Annotated in this window: 18 protein-coding genes and 1 riboswitch; of the genes, 10 read left to right on the forward strand and 8 right to left on the reverse strand. The window is 42.7% G+C overall.

Features of this window, described 5'->3' with window-relative positions:
• Positions 1–116 precede the first annotated feature (116 nt).
• On the forward strand, positions 117–1,589 hold the full coding sequence (locus tag AAFN85_RS14790; protein ID WP_347528242.1) for a peptidylprolyl isomerase: 1,473 nt from the start codon (positions 117–119) through the stop codon (positions 1,587–1,589).
• Between the two features lie 3 nt (positions 1,590–1,592).
• Positions 1,593–2,555, forward strand: coding sequence for a MoxR family ATPase (locus tag AAFN85_RS14795; RefSeq protein ID WP_347528244.1), 963 nt, complete (start codon positions 1,593–1,595; stop codon positions 2,553–2,555).
• A gap of 136 nt (positions 2,556–2,691) precedes the next feature.
• Here the strand turns inward: AAFN85_RS14795 and AAFN85_RS14800 are convergent, their stop codons facing one another.
• Positions 2,692–3,555, reverse strand: coding sequence for a hypothetical protein (locus tag AAFN85_RS14800; RefSeq protein ID WP_347528245.1), 864 nt, complete (start codon positions 3,553–3,555; stop codon positions 2,692–2,694).
• 247 nt (positions 3,556–3,802) lie between these two features.
• Between AAFN85_RS14800 and AAFN85_RS14805 the strand changes: the two genes are divergently transcribed.
• The gene (locus tag AAFN85_RS14805; RefSeq protein ID WP_347528247.1) at positions 3,803–4,480 is read left to right on the forward strand and encodes a hypothetical protein; all 678 of its coding nucleotides are present in this window, start codon (positions 3,803–3,805) and stop codon (positions 4,478–4,480) included.
• A 134-nt stretch (positions 4,481–4,614) separates the two neighbouring features.
• On the opposite strand, the gene cysS is transcribed toward AAFN85_RS14805, so the two are convergent.
• The 5 genes from cysS to mutL form a co-directional block, all read right to left on the reverse strand.
• Positions 4,615–6,081, reverse strand: a complete 1,467-nt coding sequence (cysS, locus tag AAFN85_RS14810) for a cysteine--tRNA ligase (RefSeq protein ID WP_347528249.1) — start codon at positions 6,079–6,081, stop codon at positions 4,615–4,617.
• Between the two features lie 78 nt (positions 6,082–6,159).
• Complete coding sequence (locus AAFN85_RS14815) at positions 6,160–7,269, reverse strand: endonuclease/exonuclease/phosphatase family protein (protein WP_347528250.1); 1,110 nt, start codon at positions 7,267–7,269, stop codon at positions 6,160–6,162.
• Entirely contained in the window at positions 7,270–8,142 is an 873-nt protein-coding gene (locus AAFN85_RS14820; protein WP_347528251.1) for a rhomboid family intramembrane serine protease, read from the reverse strand.
• Between the two features lie 33 nt (positions 8,143–8,175).
• Positions 8,176–8,910 carry a rhomboid family intramembrane serine protease gene (locus tag AAFN85_RS14825; RefSeq protein ID WP_347528253.1) on the reverse strand — a complete coding sequence of 245 codons (735 nt, stop codon included), beginning with the start codon at positions 8,908–8,910 and terminating at the stop codon, positions 8,176–8,178.
• A gap of 20 nt (positions 8,911–8,930) precedes the next feature.
• The gene (gene mutL / locus AAFN85_RS14830) at positions 8,931–10,796 is read right to left on the reverse strand and encodes a DNA mismatch repair endonuclease MutL (RefSeq protein ID WP_347528254.1); all 1,866 of its coding nucleotides are present in this window, start codon (positions 10,794–10,796) and stop codon (positions 8,931–8,933) included.
• Between the two features lie 129 nt (positions 10,797–10,925).
• Here mutL and AAFN85_RS14835 point away from each other — a divergent pair, with 129 nt between their 5' ends.
• Together AAFN85_RS14835 and AAFN85_RS14840 are read left to right on the forward strand one after the other, a co-directional pair.
• Complete coding sequence (locus AAFN85_RS14835) at positions 10,926–12,557, forward strand: amidohydrolase (RefSeq protein ID WP_347528256.1); 1,632 nt, start codon at positions 10,926–10,928, stop codon at positions 12,555–12,557.
• Complete coding sequence (locus AAFN85_RS14840; RefSeq protein WP_347528257.1) at positions 12,544–14,364, forward strand: serine hydrolase; 1,821 nt, start codon at positions 12,544–12,546, stop codon at positions 14,362–14,364. Before AAFN85_RS14835 ends, AAFN85_RS14840 begins: the two co-directional genes overlap by 14 nt.
• 205 nt (positions 14,365–14,569) lie before the next feature.
• Here AAFN85_RS14840 and AAFN85_RS14845 read toward each other — a convergent pair whose 3' ends face one another.
• The gene (locus AAFN85_RS14845; RefSeq protein WP_347528258.1) at positions 14,570–15,046 is read right to left on the reverse strand and encodes a hypothetical protein; all 477 of its coding nucleotides are present in this window, start codon (positions 15,044–15,046) and stop codon (positions 14,570–14,572) included.
• Between the two features lie 94 nt (positions 15,047–15,140).
• Between AAFN85_RS14845 and AAFN85_RS14850 the strand changes: the two genes are divergently transcribed.
• The 3 genes from AAFN85_RS14850 (at position 15,141) to AAFN85_RS14860 (ending at position 16,954) form a co-directional block, all read left to right on the forward strand.
• The gene (locus tag AAFN85_RS14850; RefSeq protein ID WP_347528259.1) at positions 15,141–15,947 is read left to right on the forward strand and encodes a helix-turn-helix domain-containing protein; all 807 of its coding nucleotides are present in this window, start codon (positions 15,141–15,143) and stop codon (positions 15,945–15,947) included.
• Positions 15,948–16,010: 63 nt separating this feature from the next.
• On the forward strand, positions 16,011–16,391 hold the full coding sequence (locus AAFN85_RS14855) for a VOC family protein (RefSeq protein ID WP_347528261.1): 381 nt from the start codon (positions 16,011–16,013) through the stop codon (positions 16,389–16,391).
• A 98-nt stretch (positions 16,392–16,489) separates the two neighbouring features.
• Positions 16,490–16,954, forward strand: coding sequence for a hypothetical protein (locus AAFN85_RS14860; RefSeq protein WP_347528263.1), 465 nt, complete (start codon positions 16,490–16,492; stop codon positions 16,952–16,954).
• A 266-nt stretch (positions 16,955–17,220) separates the two neighbouring features.
• Here the strand turns inward: AAFN85_RS14860 and AAFN85_RS14865 are convergent, their stop codons facing one another.
• Complete coding sequence (locus AAFN85_RS14865) at positions 17,221–17,643, reverse strand: VOC family protein (protein WP_347528264.1); 423 nt, start codon at positions 17,641–17,643, stop codon at positions 17,221–17,223.
• Positions 17,644–17,809: 166 nt separating this feature from the next.
• Here AAFN85_RS14865 and bshA point away from each other — a divergent pair, with 166 nt between their 5' ends.
• Both bshA and AAFN85_RS14875 read left to right on the forward strand, forming a co-directional pair.
• Entirely contained in the window at positions 17,810–18,952 is a 1,143-nt protein-coding gene (gene bshA / locus AAFN85_RS14870) for an N-acetyl-alpha-D-glucosaminyl L-malate synthase BshA (protein WP_347528266.1), read from the forward strand.
• A gap of 107 nt (positions 18,953–19,059) precedes the next feature.
• Positions 19,060–19,251 (forward strand): hypothetical protein, encoded by a 192-nt coding sequence (locus AAFN85_RS14875; protein ID WP_347528267.1) that lies wholly within the window; start codon positions 19,060–19,062, stop codon positions 19,249–19,251.
• A gap of 113 nt (positions 19,252–19,364) precedes the next feature.
• Positions 19,365–19,429: riboswitch (Fluoride riboswitch) on the forward strand.
• Positions 19,430–19,464: the final 35 nt, after the last annotated feature.

Genomic DNA, 19,464 nt, shown 5'->3' on the forward strand with positions numbered 1-19,464 from the left:
ATAGCTACGGGCATTTTGTATAAAATATTTGTTCGGCTATAATTAATAAATTTTACCGAAATTCGTAGTTTTTAACGGGTTAAGTGTGCCCGTTTTATTTTAGCATACAGCGTTACATGAGAAAGTTAGGAGTATTAGTACTTAGTTTTATTTTAACCATAACATTTGCAAAGGCACAGGTTGCATCAGATACAGCGGCAAAAAAGTTAGTTCAAACAGATTCGCTTGCCAACCGCGTACCGGGCAAAACGCTTGATAAGATTGCCGCCATTGTAGGTAACAGCCCTATCTTGCTTTCGGATATTGAATTATCATACGCTAACTTTTTGGTACAAGGAAACCAGCCCGACCCTTCGGTTAAGGCCCGGATCCTGCAAACCCTGTTAACTCAAAAACTGCTTGCACAACAGGCGGCTATTGATAGTATCGAGGTTAAAGAGGAAGATGTTGACGCCAACGTAGATCGCCGTATGCGCGAGATGACCCAGCGTGCAGGTGGCCAGGATAAACTGGAAGCATTTTTAGGTCGCTCGGTGATCCAGTATAAAGACGAGATCCGCCCCGATCTGAAAGAGCAGATGGTTGCGCAAAAAATGCAACAGCACATCACCGAGAAATTGAACGTTACCCCGCAGGATGTTAAGAAGTTTTACGATGGTATCCCTAAAGATAGTATCCCTTCATTTAATAAAGAGGTTGAGGTTGGCGAGATCGTATTTCAACCTAAATTAACCAAAGAAGAAAAAGACCTGTACAAAGCAAAATCCGAAGAACTACGTCAGCGCGTTAAAAAAGGTGAGGACTTTGGCACCTTGGCGAGGCTTTACTCGCAGGATCCGGGTTCGGCGCCTGAAGGCGGTGACCTTGGTTTTGCCGATCGTTCAACTTTCGTAAAAGAATTTACTGCCAACGCCTTTAAATTAAAAGCAGGCGAAATCTCACCTGTGTTTGAAACTGATTTCGGTTTCCACTTTTTACAGGTAATTGAACGCAGGGGCGAGCAGGTACACGTGCGTCACATACTTATAAGTCCGGTTATTACCCAGGCCAGTTTGGATAGGGCTAAAACCAAAGCTGATAGTATTTATACGCTTTTGTTAAAAGATAAAAACATCGCTATCGATTTTTCGAGTGCTGCTGCTTACTACTCGGATGATAAAGACACCAAATATAACGGTGGTATGATGCTGAACGCCGAGGATGTGCAAAGCCGTTCAACTTTTATCCCTACCGATAAACTGGACCCTAAAGTGGCTTTGATTACCGATACCCTTAAAGTGGGCAGCATTTCAAAACCAGATATCTTTACCGCTGCGGATGGTAAAAAAAGCTACAAGATATTGTTGCTTAAATCGGCAACTAATGCTCACAAAGCAAACCTTGAGCAGGATTTCCCGAAACTAAAAGAGTACGCCTATAACGATAAGGTTAATAAAACCGTAAGCGCATGGTTTGATAAACGCCGTAAAGAAACCTTTATTAAAATTGATAAAGAGTACCAGGCTTATGATGTGTTGAAAAAATGGGTGAACACCAATCCCGAAATGGTGATCCCTGAAACCAAAGTCAAATCATCACCTTCTAAATAATTTATGCAACACCGTACTGAAGTAGAAGCTGCCGACGCTTTAAAGCAGGCTTACCAACAAATACGTGCCGAAATTGGCAAAGTGATAGTAGGCCAGGATGAAGTGATCAAATTTGTGCTGATCTCTATTTTTAGTAACGGGCATTGTTTATTGGTTGGTGTGCCGGGTTTGGCCAAAACGCTGTTGGTACAAACCGTAGCACAGGTACTCGATCTTGATTTTAAACGCATCCAGTTTACGCCCGACCTGATGCCATCAGACATTATCGGCTCCGAAATACTGGGCGAAGACCGTAATTTTAAATTCATCCCCGGTCCGGTGTTTTCAAACATCATCCTGGCCGACGAGATAAACCGTACCCCGCCCAAAACGCAGGCTGCTTTGTTAGAGGCTATGCAGGAAAAAGCGGTTACCGCGGCAGGCATTACCCATAAACTGGCGCAACCATTTTTTGTACTGGCAACCCAAAACCCAATTGAGCAGGAGGGCACTTACCCACTGCCTGAGGCACAGCTGGACAGGTTTATGTTTAACGTAGCCTTAAGCTATCCATCATTTAAAGAGGAGCTACAGGTGGTAAAAAATACTACCAGCAGCAACAAGGTTGAGGTTAATAAGCTATTGAATGCCCAGCAGATCATTTATTTTCAGCAACTGGTACGCAATATCCCGGTAACTGATAATGTGATGGAATACGCGGTAAAGCTGGTATCAAAAACCCGCCCAAACAGCGAGTTTGCCACTCCGCAAATTAACCGTTTGTTAAGCTGGGGTGCAGGCCCAAGGGCATCGCAGTTTTTGGTGTTGGGTGCTAAGTGCCATGCAGTATTGAATGGTAAATACTCGCCGGATATTGAAGACGTGCAGGCGGTTGCCAAGCCTATCCTGAGCCATCGTATAGTACGAAGCTATCACGCGGAAGCGGAAGGGTTATCGGCTGCTGATATTATTGAGAAACTATTTTAGTCTGAATCAGAATTTACAGAATTTTAGGATTAGCAGAATAAAAATACTGTTGATACTAACCAAAAAGGCCTTGCTACATGCAAGGCCTTTTTTATTCTGTCAATTTTAAAATTCTGTAAATTCTGATTCAGACAAACTACTCATTCTCTATCGGCGAGAAAATCTCCAATAGAATATTCCACCTTTTTGATTTGTCAATTTCCCAAACGCGTACGTAGTTGTAGTTGCCTACTACATTGCCTTTGGTAATACGGGCGTGGCCATAAGTATATGCCAGATCGTTGCTTGATGAGCGGCCGCCATCGGTAGTTTCGGCGGTGATGCTTATCGCTTCATTATTGATAAATTTCATTACCACATCGGTACCTGTCATCGGTGGGAAGCCAGGGAAATAGAAACGGCCTTCAGGGCTTAAAAACTCTTTGTAGCTGGCCATGGCCGATAATGTTAAACCATGATTAAAGGTTTTATCGGTGCCTATGATCACATTTTTAGCGCCAAACGGATCTTTTGCCGGGCCTGAGCGTTGAGTAGCATCAGGTTCTTTAAAATCGGTAACAGCCTCTTCTTCGGCTTCAGGGTGTTGAATGCCAAGGTTCATTATCAATTTTAGCTTGCCTTCGGTATTGGTGCGCCAGATAGATACATAATCGCCAAAAACTTTATCATCATCGGTTTTACCGTTTTGATATACATAAGGACCGGCAGTAAAGCCTAAATCACCATTTGCCGAGATTCTTGCAAACTTAGGCTCGGATGTAAGCTTACCGGCTTGCTTATCTATTTTGCTATAAAAATCTACAATTTTAACAGCGTCTGGTTTAAATACAATACCATCGGGATCGGCAACCGCCAGGAAGCCATCTTTAATACCTTTACGTTCAACTAACTTATTAAAAGCCTGTTCAACACTAACTACTTTGTTTACATTAACAACGTCCTGGGCAAAAGCAAAAACGCTATAACTAATAAATGTAGCAGCTAATATTATTTTTTTCATGTGTATGCAGCGGGGTTTAAGGGAGCAATTTAGTAATAAATTTTAAGTAGGAAACGCAATAGTCAAAATGCGCAAGCGCATGTAACATAATTTAACAATGGCGTTATTTTTATTTGATGAAACGAAAATATGTTGAAATAATTGCGGGCGGGTACTTTGATCATTTAAAACTGAAGTAATTAAAAAAAATGCTAACTTCATAACCAGTCACATTCAATTTTGTTTAAACCAATATTAAATCTTATTCATGAAAAAGTACAACCTGTTATTCTGCCTGATATTATTCCTGTTTGTTTCTACCCAGGTTAAAGCACAATATCTTAAAGATTACACGGGCAGGCCTTACTACCTCAAAACCGCGGATGGAGTTGATGGGAGCCCTTTGCTTACCGAAAACTGGCTTACTGCAACAGTTAATTTTGAGAATGGAAAAACAGCCAACGCCGTAATAAATTATAACATTTTGGGCGACGAGCTGCTGTTTAAAACTCCAACCGACTCGACCGTGCAGGCATTTGTTGATCCGGTTAAAAGTTTTTCGGCCAAGGACGCGAAATTAGAAGGAACAGATCAAACGGATGTAACTTTTAGCAGCGGTTTTCCGGCTGTTGATGATCAAAGTGCTAAAACATTTTACCAGGTAGTAGGAGATGGAAAGGTAAAGTTATTGAGATATTACAAAAAGAAAATAGTTGAAACCCAGGATTTCACTTCGCAGAAAACTAACAAAAGTCTCGCCGGCAGCAATAGTTATTACCTGTTTGCCAATAACCAGATAACTAAGGTTAGGCCTTCGCAAAAAACGATATTGGCGGCGATGAATGATAAGGCTGATAAAGTGCAGGAATATTTAAAATCAAACAAAGTTGATTTTAAAAGCGATGTAGCATTGGCTAAGTTGTTTGCTTATTATAATTCGCTGTAAAGGATAGGATATAAACAGATAATACTAAAAACGTCATTGCGAGGTACGAAGCAATCGCACGCAAGCAGGTCCACCCTGTATAGTTCGCGATTGCTTCGTACCTCGCAATGACATATTTGTATAAAATCGCTAAATCAAGCCTTACTCCAAGTAGTACCTTCCTTGCTATCTTTAAGCTGAAAACCTATCTGTGATAACCCATCGCGGATCTTATCCGATGTAGCATAATCTTTATTGGCTTTTGCTCCGCTGCGCAGATCAACAACAAAGTTTAGCACTTTAGGCAAATCATCATTGGCGGCTTGCTCATTTTGTAAGCCTAATACATCAACTACAAAGGTGTTCATCAGCGTAGTTAATTGCTCCAGGTTGGCGGCATCAATTTTCATTTTGCCATCATACACCGAATTAATGATGCGCGAAGCTTCAAACAATTCGGCAATTAATACCGGGCTGTTAAAATCATCGTTCATCGCAGCGTAGCAACGTTCCAGTAGTGGAGCTATCTCAACTTCGGTAGTGGCAGATGCTTTTAATCCATCAGTTAGCAGGGCGAAAGCATTCATGAGGCGTTTAAAACCTTTTTCGGATGCTTCCATAGCTTCGTTTCCAAAATCAAGCGTACTGCGATAGTGGGCCTGCAGCATAAAGAAACGCACTGTCATGGGGCTATAGCCTTTGTTCAGGATAGAGTTTTCGCCGCTGAAAAGTTCGTGCGGTAAAAAGCTGTTCCCTAACGATTTCGACATTTTTTGCCCGTTAACCGTAAGCATATTGGTATGCACCCAGTAAGTAGCTGGGTTAGTACCGCAGCAAGCTACGTTTTGAGCTATTTCGTTGGTATGGTGAGTGGGTACAAGGTCAAGTCCGCCGCCGTGAATATCAAAATGGCTACCCAAATATTTCTGGCTCATGGCCGAGCATTCCAAATGCCAGCCCGGGAAACCAATTCCCCATGGCGAAGGCCATTTCATCAGGTGTTCGGGTTTGGCTTTTATCCAAAGGGCAAAATCGAGCTTGCCACGTTTTTCCTGCTGGCCGCCCAATGCACGGGTATTATTCATCAGGTCTTCAAGGTTGCGGCCGCTCAATACGCCGTAATCCTGGCTTTTGTTATATTTTTCAACGTCGAAGTAAATGGTACCATCAACCTCGTAAGCGTACCCTTTTTCAAGGATCACTTTCACCATTTCAATTTGTTCAATAATATGGCCGGTAGCAGTAGGCTCGATGCTTGGCGGCAGGTTGTTTAAAACCTTCATTACATCCCTAAAACCAACAGTATATTTTTGAACTATCTCCATTGGCTCAAGCTGGGCCAGCTTGGCTTTTTTAGCAATTTTGTCCTCGCCCTCATCGCCGGCATCGCCCTCAAGGTGACCGGCATCGGTTACGTTGCGCACATAACGCACCTTATAGCCAATGGCTGTAAGGTAACGGAACATTAAATCGAAAGATATATAAGTACGGCAATTGCCTAAATGAACATCACTATAAACAGTAGGACCGCAAACATACATGCCAACATGCGGCGCGTTAAGCGGTTCAAATAATTCTTTTTTACGGGATAAAGTATTGTAAACAAACAAATTTTGTTGCATGGCGCAAACTTACGATTTTTTCAAATTTAAGCTAATAACCCGTATCCGGGCGGAGTATTTTTACAAACGCAAGGTAATTCAATTCAGGATGAGATCGCTGCGGAGAGGATAATGATCTGATAGCTTTTTTTCGATCACCTTATAACTGGCCACTTCAAACTGTTTGCTGGCCATAATAAAGTCGATCTGGTAGTTGGGGAAATCGCCATTATAGGTACGCCCCATGCCCGACCCCTGCTCGCGGAAGGCGTTGTTTAAACCTTTGGCCATCTGGTTAACCGCATAGGATGATGGGGTATCATTAAAATCGCCGGCTATGATGTAAGGGTAGGGGCATTCGGCAGCGTGGGCTTTTATTTTATCTACCTGCTCGCTACGCTTCATAAATGCCGATTTTAGTTTGCCGCCCAACCTTTTGGTAGCTTTCATATCGGTTTTGCCCTTTTTTGATACGCTATCGAGGTATTTATAGTCTTCGGGGTTAAAATTGATAGATTGCAGGTGGATGGCGTAATACCTGAACATTTTGCTGCCTTTTTTAACATCAATATACAGGCACTGGTTACCTGAACCCCTTTCCTCAGATAAGCGGATCATCCCGTGATTAACTATGGGATACTTTGAAAAAATAGCCATGCCAATAGCCTCGAGGTAATTAAAATTAAAAGGCTCGAAATAAAAATGGTTTGTACCTAATATTTTGCAAATCGAATCGCGCATTTCATACTCGCCTTTGTTGCGGGTAAAAAACTCTTCAAAGCCAATAACATCCGGTTGTTCGGCATTGATCAGTTCGAGGATCTCATGTTTGGTAGATACATCATTAGTAAAACCGAAGTGCTTAAAGTTATGAACGTTATAGGTCATGGCCCTGATCACATCCAATCCTGGCGCTTTTGTGAAGTTTGAGCTAAACCTGAACCCGATGTTGTTAGTCAATACAGGCCATCCCACCAAAATACTGACCAGCGAAAATAGGAACTGCCAGCGTTTGCGTAGCATCCAGTATATCATCATGATGATATTGACCAATAATATAGGCGGATAAGCGAGCCCGAAAAAAGCGATGAGCCAGGCTTTGCGAGGATCGATATAAGGGGCCAGGTAACTGATCAATATGGCAAAACAAAAAAACAGGTTTATCCATAACAATACCCTGCTAAAAATACTTTGCCTTTTTTTGATCATTTAGTCCTTTTTACTTGCTTGCGATAAGGTTTCCCGCTCCTGTTTGTTAAGGCTGTTGTAGCCCGATTGCGAAATTTTATCTAAGATACGGTCAATTTCGTCTTGACGGGGATAGTCGGACGAGTTTTTTCCAAAGTTGTTTGAAACTACTTTTAGTTTGGGTTTGGCTTTAAACAGTTTGGCAATGCCACCTATCCAATCATGGCCTTTTTGTAATTGCTTAATGTAGATAAAGCCCATTAACGCGCCGCCGAGGTGAGCAATTTCGCCACCGGCGTTCCCTCCGGCTATGCCTAAAAAGTCTAAAACCAGGATAAAGAAAACCAGCCATTTTAACTTAACCGGGCCAATTAATATTAATGATATGGTATAATCGGGCAGTAGGGTAGCCGTTGCTACTACAATAGCCATTACACTTGCCGAAGCGCCAACAATGGTACTGCCTTGCGCGGCGTTCATACTGGTAAAGCCCGGCAGAAAATTAAAAGCAAGTACATATAACAAGGCACCCGCAAATCCTCCCATTAAATACAAGCCTATAGTGCGTTTATTGCCAAGGTATTCTTCAAATATCTGCCCCATCCAGTAAAGCCAAAGCATATTAAACAAAATATGAAGGATACCGGCATGCATAAACATGTAGGTTAGGGGAGTCCAGAAGTGCTTGAGCAGAGTTGGCAAATGAGCAGGCATATTCAGGTAACTATTAGCAAAGCGCAGGATGCCGCTATCGCCAAAATGCGTTAAAACCTGTTCAACCACTGCCGAAATGTTAATGGCCAAAAAAACAATAACATTAATGCTGATAAGCAATCTGATGTTATTACCTGAGCGTAACATTTTATGCTGGATATTTTGCCAAAGGGTGCTCATAATTAAGTTATATTACAATGATAACTACTGTAATTAATAAAAATTGTTTGGCCTTTGCAAGCGCCAAATTTTAACCATAATAAATCCTAATATAGCCCCGCCAATGTGCGCGAAATGCGCGACTGAATCGCCTGCAAATTGCTGGAAGCCCAGGAATAATTCGACCACTACATAAACCGGAATGATATATTTTGCTTTAATAGGAACGGGGATAAACATGATCATCAATTCCATATTTGGAAAAAGCATACCGAAAGCTATCAGCAAGCCAAAAATAGCGCCGGAAGCACCTACGATTGATGAATGATAGATGCCATATAGTTTTGAGCCCTGCTCCTGGCCGAAAGCAAGGTAGGATTCATCAAGCTTGGGGTGATCAATTGTAAAAGCTCCTGTTATAGCATGAACTTCATAAGCTTGTATCAGCATCTGAAAAAGGATAGCGCCAATGCCGCATATAAAATAAAAGTTGAAAAACTTTTTCGATCCCATTGAATATTCAACTATCGGCCCGAAAGAAAAAAGGGCGAACATGTTGAAAAAAATATGTGCAAAACCGCCATGAACAAACATGTAAGTTATAATTTGCCATACCTTGAAATTTGGTGAGTTAAAGTAAAACAAACCAAAATTATCTGATATTGGATTAGGACCGGCCGGGCCCTTATCAAACATTAATACAGGGATAAAGCAAATAATATTAATGATCAGCAGGTTTTTAACAACCGGCGGAATATTGGCAAAAGGCGATTGATTGTATCCGTTCATATATAATTTAACCTCGAAGGTTATTTTTCAAAGCGTTCCATTAATTCGTTCAATGTAAATGTACTGATCACCGGTTTGCCGTTCAAGGCCTGGTTGGGCGATTCGCAGGCAAAAAGCTGGTCGATGAGCTGGTTCATTTCTTCAAGCGATAACTTAGTACCCGTTTTAATGGCTCCGTTACGGGCCAGCGAGCGGGCAAGGTTATCACGCTTATCTAATTTAAGGATGGCCATATTGTTTTTAAAACCTTCCAATAAATGTTCAAGCAGTTCAAGTTCACCTACGTTATTCAGTTCGGCAGGGATTCCTTCAACTAACACTGTATTTTTGCCAAATTCGCGGATATCAAAACCCAACGAGCGGATATCAGGCAAAAGTTCCCTTAATAACTCAAAATCGCTGCCGTTTAGTGTTACCGACTGTGGGAATAAACTTTGTTGGCTCACGCCCGAGTGGTTTTGCAATTGCTGCAAAAAACGCTCGTACAAAATTCGCTCATGAGCCGCCTGCTGATTGATCAGCATAAAACCCGATTTTATCTGCGAGAGGATAAACCGGTTATGGATCTGGAACAGTTGCGCCTCGCTTGGTTTGCTCACTTCCTGCTCTTCAACCGAAATGGTTTTCTCTTCATGAATTTCATGCTGAAAAAGCGTTTCCTTTTTGCTGATCTCGTACAGGGTGTCCCAGTTTTGCGGAATAGATTCCCTGCGATAACCTCCACCGCCGGTATCCTTTAAAAAAGGGTGCTCTTGCTTTGGCTTACTTTCGGTTGTGGCAAAAGGGTTAAAGTTAGGGTTGAAAGATATGGTAGGGGCAATGATCTCCTCTAACGGTTTTGGCGTAATGAGGTGTTCAATGCTGTTTTCCTGGTCAAAATCTAAAGTAGGAGTAATGTTATACTTACCCAATGAGCGTTTTACCGCCGAGCGGATGATGGCATAAATAGCTTTCTCGTCCTGGTACTTGATCTCGGTTTTGGTGGGGTGTACGTTGATATCAATTTTTGATGGATCAATATCGATAAACAGAACATAAAACGGAAAGCAATCATCAGGCAACAATTCCTCAAACGCGGTAGTTACCGCATGGTTAAGGTACGAATCGCGGATGAAGCGGTTATTTACAAAAAAGAATTGTTCGCCGCGGGTTTTACGGGCAAACTCGGGCTTGCCAACAAAGCCGCGCAGGTTGATGATGGTTGTATCTTCTTCAACAGGCACTAAACGCTGGTTATAGTTAGTGCCAAACAAGTGTACAATGCGCTGTTTAAGCGCGGCGGCAGGCAGGTGGTAAACCTCCTGGTTGTCATGGTGCAACGTGAAAAAGATCTGCGGATGCGCCAGGGCCACACGCTGAAATTCATCAATAATGTGGCGCATCTCTACCGGGTTACTTTTTAAAAAGTTACGGCGGGCAGGCACATTATAAAACAGGTTTTTTACCGAGATAGATGTACCGGTAGGTGCCGAGCAAGGATCCTGGCTCACCACTTCCGATCCTTCAATAATGATGCAGGTACCCAGTTCATCTTCGTGGCGGCGGGTTTTTAATTCTACGTGCGCGATAGCAGCGATAGACGCCATAGCCTCGCCCCTGAAACCCATGGTACGGATGGCAAACAGATCGTCGGCCTTGCGGATCTTTGAGGTTGCATGGCGCTCAAAGCACATGCGGGCATCGGTAAGGCTCATGCCGCAGCCGTTATCAATAACCTGTATCAGCGCTTTACCGGCATCCTTAACAATCAGCTGGATCTTGTCCGCTCCGGCGTCGATAGCGTTTTCAACCAGCTCTTTTACTGCAGAAGCCGGTCGCTGAACTACTTCGCCCGCGGCAATCTGGTTGGCAACGGCATCCGGTAAAAGCTGTATAATATCTGACATCTAAAATAATTTCCCTTCAATTTCTATTTCGATGCTAAATTAAATATTTGATGGCATAACTTTATGATTAGATAGTTGTATATACATTTGCAGCTTAATACAATTACAAAAAATATACAATTGCTATTTATGAAGAAACTATTGCCCGCGCTGCTATTATTGGCAGCGGCCTGCAAACAGAAAGAATATAATGCGGATATGCTGGTAAAAAACGCGGTTGTTTATACCGTTGATAGCAATTTTACAACAGCTAACGCATTTGTGGTAAGCGGAGGGAAGATACTTGCAGTGGGCAGTGCCGATAGCCTTGAACAAAAATATAACGCCCGCGAGGTGCTTGATGTTCAGGGAGCGGCGGTATATCCGGGTTTTATAGACGGGCACGCGCATTTTTATGAATATGGAATGGGCTTGCAGCAGGTGAATCTTGTTAGCACCCATAGCTGGCCGGAAATAATCGATTCGGTAAAAACCTTTGCAGATAAAAATACTGATGGTTGGTTAATAGGCAATGGCTGGGATCAAAACGACTGGACAACCAAGCAATTCCCGGATAAAGCCAAACTTGATTCCTTATTCCCGATGCGCCCGGTGCTGTTAAGCAGGGTTGATGGCCACGCTGCGATCGCTAATCAGGCAGCCCTGAATATCGCAGGTGTAAAACCCGGCCAAACAATTGTTGGCGGAACTATTGAAACCCGCAATGGCAAACTTACAGGCATATTAGTTGACAATGCAGTTGGTATTGTTACCCGTAAAATACCACAGCCAACTCCGGCCATGGTTGATACCGCTTTACTATCGGCACAAAAAAACTGCTTTGCTGTGGGGCTTACCACGGTTGACGATTGCGGTTTGCCTTACACCATGGTAAACGCCATTAACGAGTTACAGCACAAAGGCGATCTGAAAATGCGTATGTACGTAATGCTTGCCGATAGGCCTGAAAACTACGAATACCTGTTTAAAAAGGGAGCTATCAAAACGCCGGGCTTGAACGTGCGCTCGTTTAAGGTTTATGCGGATGGGGCTTTAGGTTCGAGAGGGGCATGTTTGCTTAAACCTTATGCCGATTCGGCCAAATGGAATGGATTTTTGCTGAGCGATCCGAAACATTTTGAAGAGATAGCACCTAAAATAGCCGCTCATGGTTTCCAGATGTGTACCCATGCCATTGGCGATTCGGCGGTGCGCACCATGCTTAAAATTTATGCCGCCAACCTGAAAGGTAAAAATGATCTGCGCTGGCGGATAGAGCATTCGCAAATTGTATCTCCGGAAGATATTGCCCTGTTTGGCAAATACAGCATTATTCCATCGGTACAACCTACTCACGCTACATCAGATATGTACTGGGCAGGCAAAAGATTAGGAAAAGAACGCCTGAAAACGGCTTATGCTTATAAACAATTGCTTGATCAAAACGGCTGGATCCCGCTGGGTACCGACTTCCCGGTAGAAAACATTAACCCGCTTTACACGTTTTATGCAGCGGTTGAACGTAAGGACCTGAAAGGTTTCCCTGAGGCAGGCTTCCAAAAAGAGAATGCTTTAAGCCGCATAGAAGCTTTAAAAGGTATGACCATTTGGGCTGCCAAAGCCAATTTCGAAGAGAAGGAAAAAGGCAGCATCGAGCCGGGCAAATACGCCGATTTTGTGATTTTGGATAAAGATATCATGAAAGCCAAAGGGAGCGAACTGCCAACAATTAAAGTAACCAAAACCTATATAAACGGAGTTAAAGTATATGATAAAAAATAAGTGGTACCAGGTTTGTTTAGTATTATCGGGCTTCGCGTTATTTAACACAGCCTGCGCGCAAAACCCACCGCTGCTAACAGGCCAGGCCTTTATCGCCGAAGAAAGGTTGGTTGGTAATTCGACCGTGCTGTTTAACAACGCGTCGTATTTAATTCCGCTGCAAAAACTGGAAGAGTTGAAAATTGCCAGTGTGCATTTCAGCAACCAGTACGCCACGGTTTTTGATAGCCTGCTTACAAAATATAACAAGGTTCAGTTAGTTGATGGTAACAGCTACACAGGCAATAAAACGCTGGCTAACCTTACCTCCGATCTTAAGTTTTATAACACCATCATTGTACAGGTAAACGATGCCGACCTGAACAATGCCGATGTGCTTGATTTTATCAGCAGCAATCAAAAAAACAAAAATGTAATAGTTGCCGCGTTTGGCAATGGGGCTATATTGGCTAAATTGGATGCAGTTGCTGCTCCCATAATTTGGACAGAACGAGTATCGCAGGTATCGGCCATGTACAGTGCCGAAGCTATTTTTGGGGGAATTGCGGTAACGCAAAAGCTAACCAAAACCTACAGCAATGCTTACAAAGCTGGGATGGGTTTTGTTACCGACAAAACACGCCTGCAATATACCGTGCCCGAAGAAGCCGGCATTAACGCCGCCAATTTACAAGGTATTGATAAAATAGCGCAGGAAGCAATCAGGGAACGTGCAACCCCCGGCTGCGTGGTATTGGTAGCCAAAGATGGCAAGGTGATATTTAACAAAGCTTACGGTTATCATACTTATGATAATGTGATTCCCGATAAGCTCACCGATATTTTTGATGTGGCATCCATGACCAAGGTATCGGCCACTACCATGGAGGCTATGCAGCTTACCGACCAGGGTAAGCTAAGCCTGGAGAAAACTTTAGGAGATTATATCCCGCTGGCGGTTAAAAGCAATAAAAACAGTATCCAGATAAAAGAAGTGCTGATGCACCAGGCTGGCTTGATCCCCGATATTCAATCATTCGAGAAGGTAAAACCTGCCGATCATAGTACCGATTCATCAGCTGCCTATCCAACCAAAGTATCCGATCATTACTATCTGCGTAAAGATTATTATAAAGACGTGATGTTGCCAGAGATGCTCAACTCGCCGCTCAAAACCCGCGGACAGTATGTGTATAGCGACGTAAGCATGTTGTTTATGCAGGAGGTAGTTGAAAATATCACTTCGGTGCCATTAAACAAATACGTACAGGAGCATTTTTACACTCCGTTGGGGATGCAAACCGCCGGGTTTTTACCGCTTTACCGCTTCAGTCCCGATCAAATCCCTCCTACCGAAAACGACAAGGAATATCGTGGTTCGTTACTGGATGGTTACGTACATGATCCTACAGCAGCCTTGCTTGGTGGCGTAGCCGGCCATGCCGGTTTATTTGCGAGTGCTAACGATATAGCCATATTGTACCAAATGATGCTTAACAGGGGTAGCTATGGCGGCTTTCAATATATCAAACCCGAGGTGGTTGATCTGTTCACCTCCAAACAATCGCCGGTAAGCCGTAGGGGCTTAGGTTTTGATCGTTGGGACCCGATTGCCGAAAGGCACTACCCGTCAAAATTGGCATCCGATCAAACTTATGGTCACACTGGTTTTACAGGTACTTGTATTTGGGTTGATCCAAAATATAACCTTGTTTATGTGTTTTTATCAAATAGGGTAAACCCATCTGTAGGCAGCAAACTCGGTAGTTTGAATATCAGGCCGAGGATCCAGGATGTGGTTTATGAGGCGATAGGGAAGGGGTTGTAGCTTTCGGATTTTCCATCTCTGATAGGCTGCCTGATTTTCTTTTAGCAGCTGTTTAAAACGAGTAATTTCCCCACGTCATTGCGAGGTACGAAGCAATCCCCGACTATACAGGTCGGATTTGCATGGCCTCTCTACTTATTGGGGATTGCTTCGTCCCTCGCAATGACGACTTTTAGATGTTTAAATTAGCTTCTTACAGCAAAGATCATATCGTAATACTATTTATCAAGTTAGATAGATGAAGTTGACCATAGTGATGTTTCCAGTCTTCTGATTCTTTAAGGGCTAAAAGCAGGGATAATAAAAGAACTTGATCGGCCCATCGTGCAAGGTTATTTCGATGGATATGTCTGAAATTAAACCGATGTAATGGCGATGCTTCATCGGAAGTAAGATATCCGATAACGATATGGTCTTCATATTTGGTTATAAGTTCGCCAGTTACTAAACATTTACGATTTTCGGGCCTTGTGAATTTTATAAATTCGTCGGCATACCTGTTTGCTTTTGCTCCGTTGGGAGCTGCGTTCACACAATCAATATGAACAGGGCTATCAGAAAACGCAAATAGTTCATCATTTTTATTAGGAACAAAATGCGGGAATCCTCCGTAATCGGTATCTTCGGTAATCACCTCATTACATAAAAAGCATACTGATTTACCAACTGCAATGAGTGCCATGTTTGCTTTTATTAAATAAATATCCTCATCTAATATCGAACTAAATCTCCTAAATTTATATAATTCGAACATCGCAAATCCGAAACCCAAAACGATGCACTATTTCACCATACCGCCACCGCCCGAACTGAAGCCTTATGTAAGATTTTACTGGGTATTGGAGCATGAGCTGGGGGAGGGAACGCCATCGTATATTTATCGCTCTGTTGCCGATGCCTGTACGGAATTAGTATTTCATTATCGTTCATCGTTTAATGAATTAAATGGAAAGGATGAGCAAAGCCCGAGTTTATCGGGCATTCAATTTCAAACCACGCAATACCGCAGGTTTATAACAACCGAAAGCTTTGGCATTTTTGGCGCTTATATCTACCCTTCTGCAGTGCCTTATTTTTTCAATATCCGCAGCAACCAAACCAGTAACCAGGCATTTGATTTCGATACGTTTTTAAACCGCTCAGGTGTTGAATTGGAGGAACAAATTATGCTGGCTGCAGATAATTTTAAACGTGCTGAAATATTATCATCGTTCCTGATAGCCCGGTTACATAAAGATGGATTAAAAGATGAGCGCATGGCTATAGCGGTGCGCGATGTGATCCATGGCGATCGATACCAATCGGTTGTTGAACTGGCCGATACTTATAACTTATCTGTACGGCAATTTGACCGTAAATTTAAGGAGTATGCAGGCTTCAATCCTAAAACCTATATGCGTTTGGTACGGTTGCAAGCCGCTTTGAAACAATATAACAGCAACAAAAGTTTAACCCAGATAGCATTGGAATGCGGTTATTATGATCAATCGCATTTTATACATGATGTTAAAGCATTTACAGGTTATCATCCCGGTTTTTATTTTTCGGGCAAAGCTGAGGGGACGGAATACCGGAATGTATAGTGTCTGATTTTTACAATTTTGGGATGGCGTCCATGGCTAAATTTGAATAAACACAAATCAATTATGGCAACAATAAACATCCCTGAAAACTACCAGGCAGTAATGCCTTACCTCATTGTAAAAAACGCAGCCGCATTTATCCAATTCACCCAAACCGTTTTCGGCGCGACTGAACAATTTAAAACCATGCGCGATGAGCAAACCGTTATGCACGCCGAAATAAATATTAACGGCAGCACCATCATGTTTGCCGATTGTACCGACACATACACCCAGCAAAACGCGGGCATGTTTGTGTATGTAGAAAGCTGCGACGATACCTATCAAAAAGCTTTAGATAATGGCGCAGAAAGTATCATGCCGCCAGCCGATCAATCATATGGCCGCAGTGCAGGTGTTAAAGATCCGTTTGGCAATACCTGGTGGATCACTAATCCGTTATAATTTTTCAGGATGTGTTGTGCCGGACTTGGAGTAAGAAGATCAAAATTATTTTGATCTTCTTAAAATCTTTTCCTTTGCCGGTCGTCATACATTAACATATGTACGCCTTTATTTTAGCACTGCACTCGCTTATCCGCTGGTTTGTTTTGATCAGTTTATTATTCGCCCTCTACCGTGCTTATGCGGGCTGGCTTGGCAAGAAAGCCTTTTCAAAATTTGATAACCAGGTACGGGTTATTACCTCTACCATCGCCCATATCCAGCTAACGGTTGGTGTATGGTTGTATTTTATAAGTCCGATGGTTAATTATTTTCTGCACAATTTTAAGGAGGCAGTACACAACAGGCAAATCAGGTTTTTTGGCATGGAGCATATCACCATGATGCTGATCGGTATCACGCTCATCACCATAGCATCGGCCAAAGCTAAACGTAAAACTACCGATCAGGAGAAGTTTAAAGCGATGGCTATTTGGTTAACCATTGCTTTGTTGGTGATTTTAAGTTCGATACCGTGGTCGTTTTCTCCGTTGATAAGTCGGCCCTTGTTCAGGGCGTTTTAAATAAAATAATTTGTCATGTTGAGCGATAGCGAAACATCTTCTTCGCCATGCACAGCGGATTTGCGTGGCGAAGAAGATGCTTCATACCTACCCATGACATGTTTAAAAATGGGTGTCGTGCTGAGCTTGTCGAAGCATGGTGGGCGGGCCTCTGCGCGCGACCCTTCGACAAGCTCAGGGTGACAGGCCGACCCGCCTGATGTCATATAACCCTTCAGAGGCCTCGGCTTTTATTTACTCAGCATGACAAAAACAAGATTCTCAAATCACAACAACTGGTTAAACTCCAATCGCTCGCCATCCGGCCCGGTAATGTTGAAATACTTACAGCCATTTTTCCAAAATTGTAAAAACACAGGTTCAGGTTCAATAATATTAAAGCCCGCTTCTTTAATAACAGCATAGGTAATATCTATATCATCCACATCAAAAGCTACATGGTCAATATGCCCGTTTCGGCGCGAGCGAATCTCGGCCAGACCTGCTTCGGGGAGTTGGTAAAGCTCCATGATCATGTTGCCGCGCTGCATCATTACACACGTTCCGGTGCCGCCATTATCTGTAAATGGGGCCTCCATTACATTAGTAAAGCCCAGCCGGCTGTAAAATTGTTGTGATGCTTCGATATTAGTTACCGGCACACCTATGTGTTGTATGCCGTTAATAGTTAAATTTATACTGTTTTGCATATTGATAATCAATTGGTTGTTAACGCTGCTGATGTAGGTTTAAACATGTTAAACAAATTTAGGTTTCGGGGCATTATGATGATATTATCATCGCCTTATCATTTTACACAAGCTTAACACATTTGATGTAAATTGCTGTTAAACTTGCACCAATTAAAACATATTAATGAAAATCGGAATTGTTTGTTATCCAACCTTTGGCGGAAGCGGGGTTGTAGCTACCGAGCTTGGTAAAGCCCTTGCAGGCAACGGTCACCAGGTTCATTTTGTTACCTATAACCAGCCCGCGCGCTTAGATCTCTTTTCCGAAAATCTGTTTTACCACGAGGTTTCGGTATCCAACTATCCACTGTTCGATTTCCCTCCTTATGAGCTTGCCCTGGCCAGCCGATTGGTAGATGTGGTGCGCCACGAACAACTGGATGTATTGCACGTTCATTACGCTATCCCGCATGCCTCGGCCGCGTTTATGGCTAAGCAAATATTGATGACCTATGGTATTTATATCCCGGTTGTAACCACCCTGCACGGTACAGATATTACCTTGGTTGGTAAAGACCGCACTTTTAAACCGGTAGTAACTTTCTCCATAAACCAAAGCGACGGCGTAACTGCCGTATCGCAAAATCTTAAGGAAGACACCTATAAGTTTTTTGAGATAGAGAAAGATATCCTGGTGATCCCGAACTTTATCGACCTTACCCGTTTCAGCCTGAAGCCGAAAGATCACTTTAAAAAAGCGATTGCTCCGGCAGGCGAAAAAATATTGGTTCACACATCCAACTTCCGTAAAGTAAAGCGTACTGAAGATGTGATCAAGATCTTCGCGAAAGTGGTTAAAAAGATCCCGTCGAAATTACTGATGGTTGGCGATGGTCCGGAGCGTTCCATGTGCGAGCAGCTTTGCCGCGACTTGGAGGTTACAGATAATGTACGCTTTTTAGGTAAACAGGATGCCATTGAAGAGATCCTTTCGGTATCCGATTTATTCCTGATGCCTTCGCAATCAGAGAGTTTTGGTTTGGCAGCATTAGAGGCTATGGCCTGTAAAGTACCTGTAATAAGCAGTAACGCAGGTGGTTTGCCCGAACTGAATGTTGACGGTTTAACAGGCTTTTTAAAAGAACCCGGAGATGTTGACGGGATGGCCGAAAAAGCGATTTATATTTTGGAAGATGAGGAAAGATTATCTACCTTTAAAGAGAACGCCCTGGCACGCGCCAAAGAGTTCGAATTATCTACCATCTTGCCTAAATATGAAAACTTTTACCTCGAGGTAATTGAGCAAAGCAAGGCCAAAGCCGTTTAAGCTACAGTTGTAATAAACCTGATACAATATAGTTTTTCTTCGTCGAAATTTAAATTTTGTCGGATACGTTAATTAACTTAGTCTTTCACTTCCTAAAAGTTAAACTTATGGCAAAGCACACACTAAAAAGCGGACAACTCCTTAAGTACATCGGCAAAAAGTGGAAGGACCTTCACATCGCCCATCCATTAAAATTTATGGGTTATGATGGGAACGGGTTCGCCGACATCTGGGTGGAATACCAGGGTAAACTAATGCTGCTTGCACTTAACGATGTGGAAACACTAAGCGTAGCTTAAGTAAACAACAACTTAGGCCGATCTGTTACCAGATCAGGGAAAATAGCCTTACTCATGCATCCGTGCTAAGTAAGGCTATTTTATTTTCAACAAAAACATTCTATCTTAGCATTATCAAAAAAGGAAATGGTGTCTTCCTATTTAACCGCCCTAAAAAGCTGATGGCGCCTACAGATAATTAACCCGCGGGTTTTATAACCTGTGCTAATTTTT

This window comes from Mucilaginibacter sp. CAU 1740 (genome assembly GCF_039839285.1).
Classification (GTDB): Bacteria; Bacteroidota; Bacteroidia; order Sphingobacteriales; family Sphingobacteriaceae; genus Mucilaginibacter.

Coding starts and splice junctions, on each gene's coding strand:
- AAFN85_RS14790 (WP_347528242.1), top strand. CDS start 117: ATGAGAAAGTTAGGAGTATTAGTACTTAGTTTTATTTTAACCATAACA.
- AAFN85_RS14795 (WP_347528244.1), top strand. CDS start 1,593: ATGCAACACCGTACTGAAGTAGAAGCTGCCGACGCTTTAAAGCAGGCT.
- AAFN85_RS14800 (WP_347528245.1), bottom strand. CDS start 3,555: ATGAAAAAAATAATATTAGCTGCTACATTTATTAGTTATAGCGTTTTT.
- AAFN85_RS14805 (WP_347528247.1), top strand. CDS start 3,803: ATGAAAAAGTACAACCTGTTATTCTGCCTGATATTATTCCTGTTTGTT.
- cysS (WP_347528249.1), bottom strand. CDS start 6,081: ATGCAACAAAATTTGTTTGTTTACAATACTTTATCCCGTAAAAAAGAA.
- AAFN85_RS14815 (WP_347528250.1), bottom strand. CDS start 7,269: ATGATCAAAAAAAGGCAAAGTATTTTTAGCAGGGTATTGTTATGGATA.
- AAFN85_RS14820 (WP_347528251.1), bottom strand. CDS start 8,142: ATGAGCACCCTTTGGCAAAATATCCAGCATAAAATGTTACGCTCAGGT.
- AAFN85_RS14825 (WP_347528253.1), bottom strand. CDS start 8,910: ATGAACGGATACAATCAATCGCCTTTTGCCAATATTCCGCCGGTTGTT.
- mutL (WP_347528254.1), bottom strand. CDS start 10,796: ATGTCAGATATTATACAGCTTTTACCGGATGCCGTTGCCAACCAGATT.
- AAFN85_RS14835 (WP_347528256.1), top strand. CDS start 10,926: ATGAAGAAACTATTGCCCGCGCTGCTATTATTGGCAGCGGCCTGCAAA.
- AAFN85_RS14840 (WP_347528257.1), top strand. CDS start 12,544: ATGATAAAAAATAAGTGGTACCAGGTTTGTTTAGTATTATCGGGCTTC.
- AAFN85_RS14845 (WP_347528258.1), bottom strand. CDS start 15,046: ATGGCACTCATTGCAGTTGGTAAATCAGTATGCTTTTTATGTAATGAG.
- AAFN85_RS14850 (WP_347528259.1), top strand. CDS start 15,141: ATGCACTATTTCACCATACCGCCACCGCCCGAACTGAAGCCTTATGTA.
- AAFN85_RS14855 (WP_347528261.1), top strand. CDS start 16,011: ATGGCAACAATAAACATCCCTGAAAACTACCAGGCAGTAATGCCTTAC.
- AAFN85_RS14860 (WP_347528263.1), top strand. CDS start 16,490: ATGTACGCCTTTATTTTAGCACTGCACTCGCTTATCCGCTGGTTTGTT.
- AAFN85_RS14865 (WP_347528264.1), bottom strand. CDS start 17,643: ATGCAAAACAGTATAAATTTAACTATTAACGGCATACAACACATAGGT.
- bshA (WP_347528266.1), top strand. CDS start 17,810: ATGAAAATCGGAATTGTTTGTTATCCAACCTTTGGCGGAAGCGGGGTT.
- AAFN85_RS14875 (WP_347528267.1), top strand. CDS start 19,060: ATGGCAAAGCACACACTAAAAAGCGGACAACTCCTTAAGTACATCGGC.